This window comes from Prosthecochloris sp., assembly GCA_015482705.2.
Lineage (GTDB): Bacteria > Bacteroidota > Chlorobiia > Chlorobiales > Chlorobiaceae > Prosthecochloris.
The window spans coordinates 77651-93972 of sequence record JADMLA020000019.1; the positions used below are offsets into that span (position 1 = coordinate 77651).

20 protein-coding genes are annotated in these 16322 nt (G+C 46.6%); 7 read left to right on the forward strand and 13 right to left on the reverse strand.

Annotation, left to right across the window (positions count from 1 at the left end; all coding sequences use genetic code 11):
- Positions 1-466: 466 nt before the first annotated feature.
- The 5 genes from thrS to pheS are packed head-to-tail and all read left to right on the forward strand — an operon-like array spanning position 467 to position 4737.
- A complete protein-coding gene (gene thrS, locus QZ209_RS03905) occupies positions 467-2446 on the forward strand; it encodes a threonine--tRNA ligase (protein WP_294344855.1) in 1980 nt (659 codons plus the stop codon).
- Between the two features lie 33 nt (positions 2447-2479).
- Entirely contained in the window at positions 2480-3073 is a 594-nt protein-coding gene (gene infC, locus QZ209_RS03910; RefSeq protein ID WP_294344857.1) for a translation initiation factor IF-3, read from the forward strand.
- 29 nt (positions 3074-3102) lie between these two features.
- On the forward strand, positions 3103-3297 hold the full coding sequence (gene rpmI, locus QZ209_RS03915) for a 50S ribosomal protein L35 (RefSeq protein ID WP_110022645.1): 195 nt from the start codon (positions 3103-3105) through the stop codon (positions 3295-3297).
- 38 nt (positions 3298-3335) lie between these two features.
- Positions 3336-3683 (forward strand): 50S ribosomal protein L20, encoded by a 348-nt coding sequence (rplT, locus tag QZ209_RS03920; protein ID WP_294344860.1) that lies wholly within the window; start codon positions 3336-3338, stop codon positions 3681-3683.
- Between the two features lie 25 nt (positions 3684-3708).
- Positions 3709-4737, forward strand: coding sequence for a phenylalanine--tRNA ligase subunit alpha (pheS, locus tag QZ209_RS03925; protein ID WP_294344862.1), 1029 nt, complete (start codon positions 3709-3711; stop codon positions 4735-4737).
- Between the two features lie 143 nt (positions 4738-4880).
- Here the strand turns inward: pheS and QZ209_RS03930 are convergent, their stop codons facing one another.
- The 9 genes from QZ209_RS03930 to QZ209_RS03970 all read right to left on the reverse strand — a co-directional run bounded on the left by QZ209_RS03930 (position 4881) and on the right by QZ209_RS03970 (position 10571).
- Positions 4881-5273 (reverse strand): DUF6858 family protein, encoded by a 393-nt coding sequence (locus QZ209_RS03930; RefSeq protein WP_294344863.1) that lies wholly within the window; start codon positions 5271-5273, stop codon positions 4881-4883.
- A gap of 551 nt (positions 5274-5824) precedes the next feature.
- Positions 5825-6271, reverse strand: coding sequence for a 50S ribosomal protein L9 (gene rplI / locus QZ209_RS03935; protein ID WP_294344864.1), 447 nt, complete (start codon positions 6269-6271; stop codon positions 5825-5827).
- Between the two features lie 52 nt (positions 6272-6323).
- A complete protein-coding gene (rpsR, locus tag QZ209_RS03940) occupies positions 6324-6587 on the reverse strand; it encodes a 30S ribosomal protein S18 (RefSeq protein ID WP_294344866.1) in 264 nt (87 codons plus the stop codon).
- A 33-nt stretch (positions 6588-6620) separates the two neighbouring features.
- On the reverse strand, positions 6621-7106 hold the full coding sequence (gene ssb, locus QZ209_RS03945) for a single-stranded DNA-binding protein (RefSeq protein ID WP_294344868.1): 486 nt from the start codon (positions 7104-7106) through the stop codon (positions 6621-6623).
- A gap of 67 nt (positions 7107-7173) precedes the next feature.
- Entirely contained in the window at positions 7174-7575 is a 402-nt protein-coding gene (gene rpsF / locus QZ209_RS03950) for a 30S ribosomal protein S6 (protein ID WP_294344870.1), read from the reverse strand.
- Between the two features lie 211 nt (positions 7576-7786).
- Complete coding sequence (locus QZ209_RS03955; RefSeq protein WP_294344872.1) at positions 7787-8557, reverse strand: exodeoxyribonuclease III; 771 nt, start codon at positions 8555-8557, stop codon at positions 7787-7789.
- 40 nt (positions 8558-8597) lie between these two features.
- A complete protein-coding gene (locus tag QZ209_RS03960; RefSeq protein WP_294344875.1) occupies positions 8598-9593 on the reverse strand; it encodes a glycosyltransferase family 9 protein in 996 nt (331 codons plus the stop codon).
- Positions 9594-9614: 21 nt separating this feature from the next.
- Positions 9615-10139, reverse strand: coding sequence for a DUF3856 domain-containing protein (locus QZ209_RS03965; protein WP_294344876.1), 525 nt, complete (start codon positions 10137-10139; stop codon positions 9615-9617).
- Positions 10140-10148: 9 nt separating this feature from the next.
- The gene (locus QZ209_RS03970) at positions 10149-10571 is read right to left on the reverse strand and encodes an acyl-CoA thioesterase (protein ID WP_265354564.1); all 423 of its coding nucleotides are present in this window, start codon (positions 10569-10571) and stop codon (positions 10149-10151) included.
- A 99-nt stretch (positions 10572-10670) separates the two neighbouring features.
- On the opposite strand from QZ209_RS03970, the gene QZ209_RS03975 reads away from it, so the two are divergent.
- A complete protein-coding gene (locus QZ209_RS03975; RefSeq protein ID WP_294344880.1) occupies positions 10671-11327 on the forward strand; it encodes a flavodoxin family protein in 657 nt (218 codons plus the stop codon).
- A 29-nt stretch (positions 11328-11356) separates the two neighbouring features.
- On the opposite strand, the gene QZ209_RS03980 is transcribed toward QZ209_RS03975, so the two are convergent.
- The 3 genes from QZ209_RS03980 to QZ209_RS03990 form a co-directional block, all read right to left on the reverse strand.
- Positions 11357-11881: a YiiX/YebB-like N1pC/P60 family cysteine hydrolase gene (locus QZ209_RS03980; protein WP_294344882.1), complete on the reverse strand. Its 525-nt coding sequence runs from the start codon at positions 11879-11881 to the stop codon at positions 11357-11359.
- A gap of 94 nt (positions 11882-11975) precedes the next feature.
- Complete coding sequence (locus QZ209_RS03985; RefSeq protein ID WP_294344885.1) at positions 11976-12335, reverse strand: DUF4878 domain-containing protein; 360 nt, start codon at positions 12333-12335, stop codon at positions 11976-11978.
- Between the two features lie 192 nt (positions 12336-12527).
- On the reverse strand, positions 12528-13175 hold the full coding sequence (locus QZ209_RS03990; protein WP_294344887.1) for a MarC family protein: 648 nt from the start codon (positions 13173-13175) through the stop codon (positions 12528-12530).
- Positions 13176-13556: 381 nt separating this feature from the next.
- On the opposite strand from QZ209_RS03990, the gene QZ209_RS03995 reads away from it, so the two are divergent.
- Positions 13557-14753, forward strand: coding sequence for a hypothetical protein (locus QZ209_RS03995; RefSeq protein WP_294344889.1), 1197 nt, complete (start codon positions 13557-13559; stop codon positions 14751-14753).
- 8 nt (positions 14754-14761) lie between these two features.
- Here the strand turns inward: QZ209_RS03995 and QZ209_RS04000 are convergent, their stop codons facing one another.
- Positions 14762-15910 (reverse strand): hypothetical protein, encoded by a 1149-nt coding sequence (locus tag QZ209_RS04000; protein ID WP_294344891.1) that lies wholly within the window; start codon positions 15908-15910, stop codon positions 14762-14764.
- Between the last annotated feature and the right edge of the window lie 412 nt (positions 15911-16322).

Below are 16322 nucleotides of genomic sequence, written 5' to 3' on the forward strand. Positions count from 1 at the left end.
ACGCTTCGCTTACCCGAGGATGACAAGAGGAGAGAAGTCATGCCGCACTCGATGCGGTATCCATACTGAAAAGCAGGAAACCCCATGGATCACCGGGTAAAACCTGCGAAACAGTTGTTTATTATTTCACGGGTCGAGCTCGAGAAGATAATCGTGAGGTGTAACTGAATATTAATACCGAATGTAAGCTCTATACCGAAGATAAACCGTTTAAAACAGACTCCAACGCAGCAATCGAAACGCGCTGCAGGTTTTTCGTAGCGGCATAATTTTGAATTGTGACGATTAATTCGTAACATCCCTGACTTCTTGTCGTTTTGGGAACGTGCAGCAGTAAAAATGCTGAAAGCCAGCCCTCCCTATCGGCAATACACTGACTAAAAGCGGCTGGATCATCCTGAAATCAGGAAAGAAGCTGTTCAAACACAGACTTCTTCAAAGAGTATTGATAGAGACAGAAGAATTCATGTCCGACAACATAGACGTACAGGCTGCGGTAACCATTACGTTTCCTGACGGTGAAAACCGTTCATTTACCTCGGGAGTAACCGGTTACGATATAGCACAATCAATTGGACGCAAATTGGCAAAGGATGCGCTAGCCATAAAGGTCAACGGCAAACTCATCGACCTTTCTATTCCAATTTCTGAAAATGCCGAAGTAGAGATCATAACGTTCGATCATCCCGACAATATCGGGAAAGAGATCTTCTGGCACAGCGCGAGCCATATCATGGCGCAAGCGATCGAGGAACTGTTTCCTGGTTCGAAATTCGGTGCAGGACCGGCGATCGAGCAGGGTTTCTACTATGATATCGCTTCCGAGCACCGCTTCACCGAAAGCGATCTCGAAGTCATCGAAAAAAGAATGCTGGAAATCAGCAGACGTTCACTTGAAATCAGACGTGAAGATCTTTCCAGAGAAGATGCTATAGCATACTTCACCTCTACCAGAAACGACCCTTATAAGGTAGAGATATTGGCAGATACATTGAAAGATACACCAAGGGTATCCGTTTACCATCAGGGAGATTTTGCCGACCTCTGTAGTGGTCCGCATCTTTCAAACACGTCTCAGCTCAAGGCGGTAAAACTGACCAACATTTCCGCTTCGTTCTGGCGAGGAGATGCTTCAAGAGAAAGCATGCAGAGAATTTACGGTATAGCCTTTCCATCTGAAAAGCTCTTGAAACAACACCTCGCTACCATCGAGGAGGCAAGGAAAAGGGACCATCGCAAACTCGGAGCCGAGCTCGAGCTTTTCATGCTTTCTCAGGAAGTCGGCAGCGGCCTGCCGATATGGATGCCGAAAGGAGCTATCGTTCGCAGCGAACTCGAGTCGTTCCTTCGCGAAGAACAGAGAAAACGTGGGTACGTTCCCGTGTACACACCGCATATCGGCAATATCGAGCTGTACAAGCGATCAGGCCATTATCCGTATTACAGTGATTCACAGTTCCCGCCCCTCACTTACAAGGATGACCTGGGCCGGGAGGAACAGTATTTGCTGAAACCGATGAACTGCCCTCATCATCACATGATATACAGTTCAAAACTTCGCAGCTACAGGGAACTTCCGATACGTTTGACAGAATTCGGCACGGTCTACCGACATGAACAGTCAGGTGAATTGAACGGACTGATCAGAGCCCGCGGATTCACTCAGGACGATTCACACATATACTGCAGGCCGGACCAGCTGGTCGATGAAATCTGCAACGCAATCGATCTCACGAAATTCGTATTCGCCACACTTGGTTTCGACGACATTGAAATCAGGCTTTCCCTCCATGATCCGGAAAATCCTGAAAAATATGGCGGCACAGAAAACGTATGGCAGCAAGCGGAACATGATGTCAGAGAAGCAGCCGATAGCATGGGCATCAACTACATCATCGGGATCGGTGAAGCGAGTTTTTACGGCCCAAAAATCGATTTCATCGTTCGTGATGCTCTTGGAAGAAAATGGCAGCTCGGCACCGTCCAGGTTGACTACGTAATGCCCGAGAGGTTCGACCTTTCCTATATCGGAAGTGATGGACAGCCACATCGGCCGGTCATCATTCACCGAGCCCCATTCGGTTCCATGGAACGATTCATCGGTGTTCTCATTGAACATACAGCCGGTAATTTCCCCTTATGGCTTGCGCCGGTTCAAGTGGCTGTCCTGCCGATCACCGAAGATGTTCACGACTATGCCAGCACGGTTCATCAAGCACTGCTCGATAAGGCTATACGTGCCGAGCTTGACCTGCGCAGCGAGAAAATAGGCAAAAAAATCCGTGAAGCGGAAGTAAGTAAAATCCCTTATATGGTGATAATCGGCCAGAAAGAGGCTGATTCCGGCGAAATTTCACTGCGCCGACACAGAAAAGGCGATCAGGGAAATCTAACGATTGAGCACCTGCTGCAAAAGCTGATAACAGAAATCAAAGAGAAATCTTGAATCAACAGCGTTATTTAAAATAATCGAGACCGTATGAGAAAAAAGAAAAGCACTCCTCAAAAGCAGAAAGTAACCTACAGGGTCAATGAACAAATCAGAACTCCTGAGGTAAGGGTTGTTTTCAGTGACGGATCACAGGAGATCATGAAAACTGGCAATGCCTTGAAACTTGCAGAAGGAGAGGGGCTTGATCTCATAGAAGTACAGCCAACTGCGACACCACCCGTCTGCAAGCTTGATAATTATGGCAAACTTCAGTACAAACTCGACAAAAAAGACAAGGACAGAAAGAAAAAATCAAAACCAACCGCGTTGAAAGAGCTTCGGTTTCATCCCAATACCGACAAACACGATTTTGATTTCAAAGCGGCTCACCTTGAAGAGTTTCTTCGTAAGGGCAACAGGGTCCGGGCAACCGTTGTTTTTCTCGGACGCTCCATTATTTATAAAGACAAAGGCTTCGAACTCGTTGAACGGTTGACGGAGCGGCTCAGCAACGTCAGCAATCGTGAGGGCACCCCCAAATTCGAGGGAAAACGACTGTTTGTCTATTTTGAGCCGGACAAGAAAAAAATTGAAGCCTACGAGAGACAGCTGGCTAAAATGAACAAGGAATCACAACAGTAAGTATACACATATAACAAAACGAGACGACCATGCCTAAAATGAAATCGCATCGCGGCGCTTGCAAAAGGTTTAAAACAACCGCATCAGGACGAGTTAAACGCGAAAAAATGAACGGGTCGCATAATCTGGAAAAAAAGAACAGAAAAAGAACCCGACGTCTGCATCAATCAACGCTAGTAGACAAAGCTCAGGAAAAGCAGATTAAACGCATGATCCTTGCTTAATACAGTTTTATTGTTAAACATTTAAATCGAGAACTACGATGCCAAGAGCTACAAACGCAGTTGCATCACGCACAAGAAGAAAACGGATATTAAAGAAGGCAAAAGGATACTGGGGTTCACGAGGCAATATTCTCACCGTTGCCAAACATGCTGTTGACAAAGCCGAGCAGTATGCTTACCGTGACAGAAGGGTCAAGAAAAGGACGTTTCGCTCCCTTTGGATTATGCGTATCAACGCAGCCGCAAGGGAAAACGGTACAAGCTATTCCCGCTTGATGGACGCTATGAACAAGAAAAATATCGACATCAACCGCAAAGCGCTCGCTGAAATTGCCGTAAAGGATCCTGCCGCATTCAGCCAGATCGTAAAATCAGCTATAGGTTAAGACTGTAAGCAGCAACTACCATTCCATGAAATACAGCATAGAAGCGCTACAGCAGGAAATTGACAAGTTCATTATAGAGAGCACTGAACAACTGGAGGCATTTCGTCTCCAGTTCATGGTGCGCAAAGGGAGTGTAGCTGAACTCTTCAATCAGCTGAAAGACGTTTCACCGTCTGAACGTCCAGGTATAGGGAAAATGCTGAATCAGCTGAAACTGTCGGCCGAAAAAAAGTACGATGCAGCGAAAAAGCAGCTTGAGACTCCATCGTCAGGAAGTGGGAAAAAGCATCTCGACCTTACCCTTCCCGGCCGACAGGAGTACTCCGGCTCCGAGCATCCAGTGCAGAAAGTCCTGGGAGACATGAAGCAAATCTTCCGGGCCATGGGTTTTTCCATAGCAACCGGTCCGGAGCTCGAAAGAGACAGCTATAATTTCGACATGCTGAATTTTCCTGCAAATCATCCTGCAAGGGATATGCAGGACACTTTTTTCATAACAAGAAACGACGGTGAAGATGATCTGCTTCTCCGCACACACACCTCACCAGTGCAGATCAGGGTTATGCTCGATGAAAAGCCACCGATAAGGGTCATCTGTCCCGGTAAGGTCTATCGAAATGAAGCCATCAGTGCGAGAAGCTACTGTGTCTTTCATCAGCTCGAAGGGTTGTATATCGATAAACAGGTCTCTTTTTCCGACCTGAAAGCAACGATCTATTCTTTCGCGAAACAGATGTTCGGCAGCACTGTACAACTTCGTTTCAGACCGAGTTTTTTCCCTTTTACCGAACCATCGGCCGAAGTCGATGTAACCTGTTACCTCTGCGGTGGCAAAGGCTGCCGTGTCTGCAAACAATCCGGTTGGCTTGAAATCCTGGGATGCGGAATGGTTCATCCAAACGTTCTTCGAAACTGTTCGATCGACCCGGATGAATATTCCGGTTTCGCATTTGGTATGGGAGTCGACCGCACAGCGCTCCTGCGATACAAGATCGACGATATTCGTCTTCTCTTTGAAAACGACGTCAGAATGCTCGAGCAATTCTCTCAGTAAACGCCATAAAAGCCATACCGCCCCGTGAAACAGTTTTTCTGGATTTCAGGGGCGGCGTGACTCTCTTCCGGATCTGTATGCAAGGTGACCGCAGCACTTTTGAGCCTGCTTCTTTTCACCAATCACGTCACGAACTTTTTCGGCTACTTATCTTTTATACTCAGTGCCCAATCCTCCATAGCCTTGTTAGCCATGGGATTCGGAGCCTCGAGAAAGGTAATGACATATGCATCATCCATTTCGGCAACTCCGATAGAACGTGGACGTACAGAAAGCACACATGGGCTCGGCAGTTCCTTGCCAAAACAGAAAAGAATGTTTTTTGCCCCAAGTATCTGGTCGCTGACCTTACCGTCTTTCAATGACTTTGTATGTGCATAATGATCAAATGCACCGATATAGGAAACAACCGGATGGGCATCAATTTTGGATTTGAAAAATGCCAGAATCTCATCGACAGAACCATAGGAGGTTTCCGTTTTGTCGATTTCCAGCGTGTAAATTGGGTATTTTTCCTGAAATAGAGCTTGCCTCATGGTGTTACTCCCCAAAAAAATTTATGATATACTTCCTGCAGTGGCACTACAAGGATAAAATAAAACCATAGAACGTATTATCGCATAGTATCCAGATCAAAATCGACAAAAAATTCCGATTGGACACTATCCGGATTTACGCGTCTATTCGTTATAGAGCACGTATCTCACCGGGCAGGTACAGATGCCATCATCACCGAATGTATAAAAGTAGGGACAACTCCTTTTTTGGGGAAATCCATTCTTCAAAAAAAGAACTTTATCACCGTACTCAGCGCATACCTTGCACAGGTGCTCTCTTTTACCCTCCAAACAGATATGATTATGGGGACAATCCACCGCTTCTTTCTTGGCTTTCAACAATAGGGGGTTGACACTCTTCATTCATTTTTCAATTAAATTTAACACTTTACTTATACACCACTTATTACGACTTTAGCACAGCAATTTATATCATTTCTCGACATAAACAAAAAAGCCGCACAACGATATCGGTCGTTGTGCGGCGGGCTATATATCCTTTTCCGAGCTTATCAGAAGGAAAAAAAAGCTTATCCTTGAGCCTCTACGGTAACCTTGAGTGTTGCGGAAACATCCATGAAAAGCTTTACCCCTACTTCATAGTTCCCCAACGCTTTAATCGGTGCCTCAAGGCTGATCTTTCTGCGGTCAACCGCTACGCCCTCGTTCTTCAGCGCCTCTGCAATATCCCCTGAAGTAACCGTACCGAAAAGCTTTCCGGAATCACCGGCTTTTGCAGAAACCTTCAGGTTCAACTGCTGCAATTTATCCGCTGTTTCACGTGCAGCTATTCTCTGCTGTTCGATTTTTTTAGCCTGCTGTTTTCTTTCTGTATCGCGTGCTTTGAGAGCGCCTTCGGTAGCTCTGAGCGCTATCCCCTGTGGAATAAGAAAATTGTTGGCATAGCCGTTTTTGACCTCCACAACTTCACCGGCATCACCGAGCGTTACAATATCTTTTTTTAAAATAACTTTCACAGCTTTGCTTCCTCAATTTCAATAAATGTTTAAACAAAATTCTCCAATAACCTTATTTGTACTCGTCCGCAACATAAGGAATAATAGAAAGGAACCTTGCCCATTTAACCGAATGGGTGAGAAGGTTCTGCTCTTTTGCGGATAATCCTGTAATGCGACGCGGAATAATTTTTCCCTGATCGTTGATGAAGCGTTTCAGTTTTCTTTCATCCCGGTAGTCAAAAAAAACAACCTGATTCTTTGATACTTTTTTCTTGGATGCAAGCGCATTACCAATTGACTTGCTCATCGATGAGTTTGTACGTCTCTGTTTCATTCTCTCGTTACAATTTGTCAGATTTTTCCTTCCTTATTCGGAAGAAAGATATTTATACTCGTATACGTGGCCGGATTCATCATTCCGAAAACCCTCATCTACGCTTTCACTACCATGAAAATCATCTTCGATAAAACCAGAGGAGTCCTCTTCCTCACCTTCGGACTTTTTTCGTTTGTTGAGAAACTGAATTCTCCGTGCCTTGATTTCAACCACTGTCCGCGATGACCCGTCCTGGGCCTTCCATGTTCTGCTCTGCAGCTCACCGTCAACGAGTACTGCTGCGCTTTTTTTCAGGTTGTCACGACAGCTCTCAGCCAGTTTGTTCCAGGCAACGACACCAACATAACAGACATCTTCCTGCCATTGATGATTACTGTCCCTGAAACGCCTGTTACAGGCAATCGAGAAATTCACAACAGGTGTACCACCCGAATTGGTTTGACGAAAAACAGGGTCTTTGGTCAAATTACCGGCGATGACAACACTGTTGATTTCAGGCATTTTCAAATCAGCCATAACCTTTCCTCCGTTTTATCCAAAAGGTATCGATTCATAGTTAACTGTAGACTTTGAGCCAGGGGTGCTAATTTTTTGCAGCAGAGCTCTGTTGCTGCTCCTCTTCACTCTGGTCCTCAGGGCTGCCGATCACTACACTGTATTTCTCAACCCTTTTGCGCATTTCCAGTAGGGGAGTGCTCAAATGCACGATCAGAAAACGCAGGATGTTGTCGTCATAACGGAAAGCTTTTTCAATGGCTGCCAAGCCTGACGGGTTCCCCTGAAACTCGATATGAGCGTAGGAACCTATCGTTTGCTTGTTAATCGGGTAGGCCATCTTCCGTCTCCCGACTTCAAGCACATTTTCAATATCACCGCCATTATCAGCGATGATTTTCTTTACCTCATCCATGGCGGCGGCAATCCCGTCATCTTCCAGTCCGCCATCGATGATCACGGTACATTCGTATAGTTTTTTCATTTCCATAGCGCAAACAACTTATTAACGATTATGTTGACTCCAACAAATGGCGGGGACCAGGTATTGCGCCTCCCTGTCCCTTGGATTCATGCTCTTTCATGAACACCACTTGCAAATTTGAACCTTAAAAGTAACTGATTTTCGTCATTATTCCAACAAGAATAAATCCCGGCGCCGATATGCAGTCAAAGAGACCCGATACATCACGATACACCTGTCAATCAATGTAATATTCGAGCTCGAGGATAACCGGAGCATGATCTGAACTTTTTTCATCGAGATCGACGCTTACCTTCCGGACAGTCTCTACCAGATGATCCGATAGGTAGAAACAATCGATTCTCCAGCCGAGATTTCTCTCTCTCGCCCCCTTCCAATATGGCCACCAGGTAAACATATCCTTTTTGTCGGGAAACCGTTCTCTCATGATATCGTGTAAGCCTACGGCAAGATGCCGGTCGATAGCGGCTCTTTCTTCAGGCCGAAGTCCTACGGCTCCCGGTTTGTTCTGGGAGCGATGAACATCGAGTTCCGTATGAGCCACGTTGACATCACCTGCATGAATCACCTGCCTTCCTTCCTGCAAAAGGCTCTGGATATAAGCACTCAAATCGGAAAGATAATTGAGTTTAACAGCGTAATGAGCATCTCCGTCACCCCTTGGAACATAGGTCCCTATAACGGTGAGGTTTGTGTAGTGGACCACCCCTGTTCGATTCTCCCTGTCAAAATCTGGTATTTCAAAACGGCAGTCGCTATCGATCCCTTCTCTGAGAAGAAAACCGATTCCGCTGTATCCTTTTTTGAATGTCGAGCCGTTCCAGAATTTGGTATATCCATTCAGCGACAAGATCTCTTCGGGAATAGTCTCCACCTGAGCCTTGAGCTCTTCGAGCACGATAATATCCGGTTTTTTCTCATCGATCCATGCCAGCAAACTATCCTTACGTGCCCGAATACCGTTGATGTTCCAGGTAGCTATCTTCATGAGCATATCATTTCACGTTGCACTTGTATTCGAACGTATGTTACAATTTTTTGAAGTAATCAGTGATCTTTTCAATCACCGCGTGTTCGGGAATATCCATCATACACTTGAAATGACCTTTCGGACAGTGGTCTTTGCCGATATGAGAGCAGGGGCGGCATGCAAGATCGACAATCTCGAACATGCAATACGGTGTACGGTAGGGAAGAAATCCGAACTCACCTACCGAAGAGCCGAAAAGCACGAACAACTGTTTTCCGAAAGCTGACGCCATGTGCATAAGGCCGGTATCGTTCGTCAATACAGCATCACAACGTTCCAGTACTGCCGCCGACTCGGTCAGTGAAGTTTTTCCAGCGAGATTCACGACTCCCGGTACCGCAGCCACGGAGAGGGCTGCAATAATTTCATCAGCCTGCCCCACATCTTCTGTTCCTCCCAGCAGAAGAACACTCAGCCTCAGTTCAGAAAGCACCGCTTCAATAATCGACGCAAACTTTTTGGGAGGGTACCGCTTGGTCAGATGATTAGCTCCGAAACAAACAGCCAGCCGGCGTCCGCCTCCACAATCCACCGAAGCTGCAAAGTTGCGGTCATTATCCGAAAGCCATAACTCACAGCCTTTGTCATCGCCTGCTATCTGTCTGCCCTCTATTGCAGCCATATACCGGTCCACAACGGACTCGGCTGTACCGAACAGGTTGAGTCCAGTCCTGACTAGCAGCAGTTTTTTCCAGTTCTTTTTATGATACCGGTAGAGTTCATGGTATGAAATCGATTGCACCAATGAACGTGAACGAAGGTTGTTCTGCAAATCGACAACCAAATCATAACGACCACGTGGTGGAGCATCGGATGTATAGACAGTATTCAGATATGGAGAGCCTTCTACGAGGGAAGCAAAAGGAGATTTGATGCAAAAATCGATTACCGCTTCCGGATAAGCCGCCCGCAAGCGACGCAGAACAGGGGTGGTCAATACGATATCACCGATCGAACTGAACCTGATGACCAGAATTCTCCTGACATCATCCATTGTACCTCTTCGAAAAACCATTCAGGACCAAAACTCCCACCATGCCTTACGTTTCGCATTGTCCTCCGGCATGGAAGTCTGTAGAAAGGCGATATTGTCGGAAACTGTTTTTTGAAGTTCCTTCTTCTCCGGCCAATCACCATTCCGGTCGGCAATCATTTCACCCGCTCTATGAAACGCTCTCAGCGCGTCCTTCGGCTGACCGGTCCTCGCAAGTGCAAATGCACGGCTGACAACAGCGGCGATCCACTGTTTCCCTTCATCCTGATGAAGCTCACCCCGGCGGTTGAAATAGCGCAATGCCTTTTCGGCAGATGCCAAACTTTCCTCGTACTGCTCCAACTGCCGAAATGCACTGGAAAGCCCTGCATGACAGAGCGCATCGAAGCCATCATGATCGAAAACCTCTTCCTGTGGAATTGTACGAGTAACCGCCATCGCCTTTTGATACTCTGAAACAGCTTCTTCAAAAGCACCTTCCTGCAAACCTCTCTCCCCTTTACTCAGTGCCATATACGCCTGAGCCACCTGTTTCAATGGTTTCATAAGAACTCTTTAAGCGATTATCGTAGTAGAAATGCGTTCAAGAGCAGCATCAAGCTCTTCGGGAATTGCCGGTCGGCCTCGTTGATTGAGTGCAGTTCCGGTAATTTTTGCTTTCAGGATAAGCTTTTTATCCTTTTCCCGAAAAATGTCCTGATAAAACGCGAACTTCAGCCTTGATTCTCTCACCATATTCACCCCGACAAAAAATCTGTCACCGCTTTCAAGCGGAAATTTATAATCGAGTTCAGCCCTTACGACAACAAGGTTTATCCCTTCCTGTGCGTACATCTTGAAATCCATCCCGACCGCCTTAAGATATTCATGGCGGGCATGTTCGAGATAGTTCTGGTAGACACTGTTATTGACAATCCCCTGCATATCGCACTCGTAATCACGAACGCTCATGGGAAGCGTGAAGTTGTATGATTGCATTGAACAATGCGTTAATAATTGTTAATACAATAAAAAAACATTATCGTTCATGTTTTGTAAAATAGTTCGATCCGTAGTATTTCAAAAAAGCTGTGATCAATGAAAATTTTAGGAATCTCCGGCTCTCCTATTGCTGACAGTAACACCGACAGAGCCGTTAAAGCCGTTCTTTCAGCATCGGGTATCGACCATGAATTTCACAAATTGAGCGAATACACTGTTTCGCCCTGTAACGCATGCCTCGGTTGTGTAAAAACAAATCGCTGTGTCATCAAAGATGACGGTAATTTCTTCGTTGAGCTCGTCAAGGAGGCCGATGCCCTGGTCATAGGGGGCTTCACTCCTTATTCCACACTTGATTCACGCACAAAAGCCTTTTTGGAGCGCATGTATCCTCTACGGCACAATCATGGCTTATTAAAAGGAAAACCCGGTGCTTCGGTCATTTCCTCATGTGTCCCGGAAAATGCCGAAGGCCTGCCTCCTGCCGGGATGCTGGGCGCAAATGCCGTTCAGTTTTTTATGATGGAAGAGGGCATGAACTATCTCGGCAACGTCGATCTAAAAGGCAATGTACCTTGCCTGACCTGCGGAAACGGAGATAGCTGCAGCATGACGGGCATCACCTTGCTCTACGGACCCGGTGCGACAACGGCCTCGGTCGGCCTGAGAGCTTTTGAAAAGCAACCGGAAGCTGTCGCCTCAGCACAGGAAATCGGCCTCGGCATAAAAGCCGCGTTGAAAAAACAATCCTGAAAGGAGTATTCGATCTTGCTACCTCTCTCTCAGAGTTTCCCGGACAATCGCTTGTCAGCTACAGAAAAAAAACCACGGCCTTCATAGCAGTCATCCGGAGCGACAAGCGAAACACCGTTGACCACTGTCGGGGAAATAGCGTTATAACCGACAGCGTCATTAACCGAATGCATCACCAACTCGGTACAATACACCCTGTTTCTATCAGCAATGTCGAACGAGGAATCAAATGGACGTCCGATATAACTTTTGGCGTTTTCAGCTATGCGCCACCGAACATTTTTTTCTTTTCCAAAACGATAAACAGCGTAGTCCGAAGAAACAGCAAGAAACTGCTCGAGCGACACCTTCGATACATAGCCCACACCGTTCATCTCGTGTGCCGATGCATGGACAACCCAGAACCGCCCTTTTTCTACAATGATAACCCCCGCATGAGAAAATCTTTTCTCGGTCAAGGATACATTCCTAAAGACAGGAGACCAGACCCCGTTTCCGTAACGAAAAATAATATCACCTTCATCAAGAATACCGGTCAGCGACTCGATACTCATACGTGTTCTTTTTCCCTCCAAACGGCCTTGTTCATCATACACCGTTTGCAAAGGAAGAAAAAACATCACAATAAGCGTCTGCAGCAATAACCAGCTACTTCGGCGTCTGCATGTGAACTTTCCATTCACCATCGATTCTCACCAGGTTAATGCGCTCATCAGGCCCATCCACTGACTCTCTGTACACAACCGTAGCCTTGTCGCCATCAACGTTTTTTTCAACATAAACGAACGTAAAATCGGGGTTGACCGGCATAGCCCCGATCTTGCTGGCAAAGTCAAGCATTTCACCTGTCGGTTCGGTTGCATACTTCTTCGCTTCGGAAATTCTGCCCTTTGCAAGGTTTTCCGTAAAGTTTTTCGCTACAGACTGCGGACTGTCTCCACAGCTCATGAGAAACAAAAAAGCAAATAGAGCAATGCGAGACAAGAGCGGGTGTATCATAATCAACATATTCTGATTGTTAAACTTTTGACTGGCGGAAACGTTCATTCTTGATCATGAGTCCCGATCGCATCGGAATACAACAAGAAAGAACACAGAGAAACCGAAATATTTCGGCACGTCGCAAGAAGAGGATTTCGATCCGACATCCCGGGCTCGACAGGCACATTCGGTACGCGGAGTAAATAGAAAAAAGTGCCCTTATCCTGCATGGTGCTGTTCGAATATGGATATTGCGCCGAAAATTCCCTCGAGTCCTATTTGGATACCTATGACAGAGAGTATCAAACCCATAAGCTGGGTAATGACTTTGAGCCCTTCCTGACCCAGTTTCTCTTCAACTTTTTCTCCGAGCAGAAAAAAAACATAGGTCACCATACACATGACCGAAAACACAAGAGCGTTGATAGCGATTTCCTGAACATTCCCCGTTGCGGAATAACTCATGGAAACTGCGATTGTTCCCGGACCTGCAAGTATCGGTATACCCAACGGGCTTATACCGATATTCTGCCCCTGATCTGCCGGGGTATTGTCACCTGCGGGAGCATGAACCGCCGATGTCCTGCCGTGCATCATGTCAAAACCGATAAAAAAAACCATAATTCCACCCGCAACACGCAGCGCAGGCAGCGTAATACCGAAAAAATCGAAAATGATCCGGCCAAGCAGGATAAAGCTCAAAACGATACCCAAAGCCGTCACAACAGCACTGAATGCCGTTTTTTTAACCGAACGGGCATCCATACCTGCGGTAACCGCGGTAAATATTGCCGTGTTGGCAAAAGGATTCATGATGGCAAAATAACCACCGATCATCACCAGAGTATGACTCAAAAGTTCATGCATGGTAGAAAATATGAATTATCGAAAAAACAGGCATGCTGCCTGTTTTGGTTTTTCAAAGCAGTGCAGTACATCGCTTAACATCGCCGCGGAATGAGAATGAACCGAACGGAATGCTGAAGCGGAACTGTACACTGAGTACATCAGAATTATATGCACCGATCAACGAAGGAATCATGGTACGCGGCAAATGAATAGAGGTACCCTAAAGCATTACACGTATAAAATGTATACATTATTATGGTAAGCAACCGTAGTAATGCAAACAGTTTTACCATGCTTTCTCCTCGTTATCCTCTGGTGTCCCACAGTGCGGTCCGATGGACAATCTCTGCCCTCTGTGCGATTATTTCATATGTAATCTTGCCGTGCACCGTCCACGCAATGAGCCTTGACAAAGAAGGAAAAGCCCCGATATGGTCTGCATCGTGGAACTCACCAACAGAAGTTGACGTATCCTTTAAAAACGGGACACGAATCTACACGCTCAAAGGTACCGGACAAGCGATCCTCTCTTCGGAACATGAGGCCGGCCCTATCAGATATTTCGATTACAGCATTGAAGGAATGTTCGACGCAAACAGCAATACAGCAAAGGAATCAATCCTAGTCACTGGCTCGGATCCTGTCTTCAACCCTCCATTGGAATTTGCTGGAGAGTACAGCTGTTCAGCTGACCCATGGTTGAACCACAACACCCCATGCACGGCCACATACCAGTCCCGTACCATTCCTTCCAGTTGGTTCATACCGCCTATGCGCAATAAACTCCTGACCGCAGAACAAGTTGCGATCCTCGAAAAGGAGGTTGCCGGTGAAGCAAAAAAACTTGTCATTATCGAACCCCGGCAAAATGCCTCGTACAAGGCCGAGAACCCTGTGCTGTTCATGATACGCCAGAACATCCCCCCTGACCTCACACTCGTTCCCGCCCAAAAGATACGATTACAAGTAGAGCAGCTGGAAGGTGAGGAGAAGAATATCATACAGGATCTCTCCGCTCCCGGCTCGAACTCGTACTGGGGAACCTCTATCGACATGAAACCCGGTAGCTGGAGAGCGAGAGCGTACAGTATTCAACCGGAGTTTCAGCATCCTGATGAAGCCGTATGGAGAACATTCAAAGTCACGGTCTCGGAAACACTGTCTCAACCGCCCCTGCAGCCGGCGATAACCATAACATCCCCCGGAAACGGAGCGTCATTTCTTTATGGAAAAACCATCCGGATTACTCTCGATATCCCGACACATCTTGTCAAACCCGGCTCTCTCGCAGAAGTTTTCGTCTCGAAGCTTCATGAAACAGCACCGGGCTCATGGCCAAAAACACCGACAACTGTTTACAGTAAAAGCTGGCCATTATCCGGTCTCTCAACCATACAAAGCATCCCGTCCAGTGCGCTTTCCGAAACAGGAAAATACCGCATGACAGCTATTTTTTACCCTGATGGCAAATCAGGTGACTCATATGGCAGCCACAAGGCAGAATCAACTTTTTCCATCACCAAACTTCAGCGAACATCGAAGCTTACGCCTGCGTTAGAAAAATCCGGACACAAATTCAAATTAATCGAAAAGTGACCGTAAATTCAGAACCTGAAAACTGCAGCGATCCCTGTATTGGAAGGCATCCTCTCAGAATGTACAACATGGACATTTCCTCCTTTCTGCAGCACCAACTCTCCAATATCATCCAATAGATCTCCTATATCCGGATTGTCGAGATCATCAGGAGAAAACGTACCGGTAGCCCTGTTCAAACGACCAGGCACCTGGAAATCATTGTCGATAAACAATTTCGAAATTTTTCCTGATACAGCAGCCCGAGCGACCTCTTCGAGATCACCTGAACCAAGACCTTTCGACAATGCATCGCCATACTCATCGATCAAAGCGTTGAACCTACTCCTGCTCTGAGGCTCGAACACTTTCCAGGCTTTCGAGTGCATCATGCCGTTTGCCAATGCATCAGGATTCATATCGATACCATCTTTCATCAGATAGGGGTTTTGACTGATCTGACGAAACAAACCCTGATTTTCCGGCAAGGCGACGAGAAGAAGCGGAAGACCGGTCGTTTGTGAATGATGATCGAAAACTCCTTTATCGACGATACGGAAAAACCGCACGGCATCAATTTCGCTTTCGTCCTTTCTCACACCGTGACCATGATGCATCGCTGGTCCTTTTACCCCTTTGCCGTAGGATGCAACTGTCTGATGTGGTGCAGTGACAAGATCTCCCAATGCTTCGATCATGGTAGCGGGGATTTCCTCTCCAAGAGGTATTTCATCGAGAGCGTCCTTTGTTCCCTCATACAATCGAATGGCACTGCGTGTAAGGCTCAATACCTGAAAACGCTCATACGATTGGAAAATCCGTACCAGCGGCTTGGTATGGAAGCTTTCCGAAACAACGGCAAAATCTTTGACACTTTCCTGAAGCCTGTACACCCTGAACATCCCCGGCGCACCAAATACGGCAAGGCCGTCAAGGGTGTGGTTCCAGAAGCGATGATCGTCTGCCAATCGATAAAAGGGACTCAATAACGGCATGACCTCTTTTTTCGGATATTTCTTCGAAAGAGATTCCTCGAGTTTTTTGACAAGATTCCGGAACCGTATAGGATCCTGCTGGTTTTCAGGGTGGTGACGATGAGTTTTCTGATACACCGACATACAGGGTGGTTCCTGCGAAGCGAAAACTCCGGCGGGATAATAGGAAAGACGGGCGTTCATGCAACCTCCTTGGAAAGGCTTCTCGGAAGATGGGTACTCCATAAAGAATACAGTGCTCTCCCGAACCTGGTTCGTCGGGAGTGTTTTTTTATAACCGGAAAAATGCGTCATTTGTTCCGGCTATTGAATGACAACCATACAAATCGCCATCGAGGGAGGAGGGCAAAGGAGCGCGCGTATAAGCGTTCAAGAGCAACAAAGAAGAAGTGACGTTCACAGAGGTGTGTGGGGGTGGGTTAAAGAATAGGAGTGAGCGGTAAAAGGAGCGAGATGGATAGAAGGGTAGAGGGTAAGTGTAGATGAAGAAGAAGTAAACCACAAAAGCCCGTCTATGTTGAGACGGGCTTTTTGATGTGTGTAGTAAAAAATCGGCGACGACCTACTCTCCCGCAGTTAAGCAGTACCATCGGCT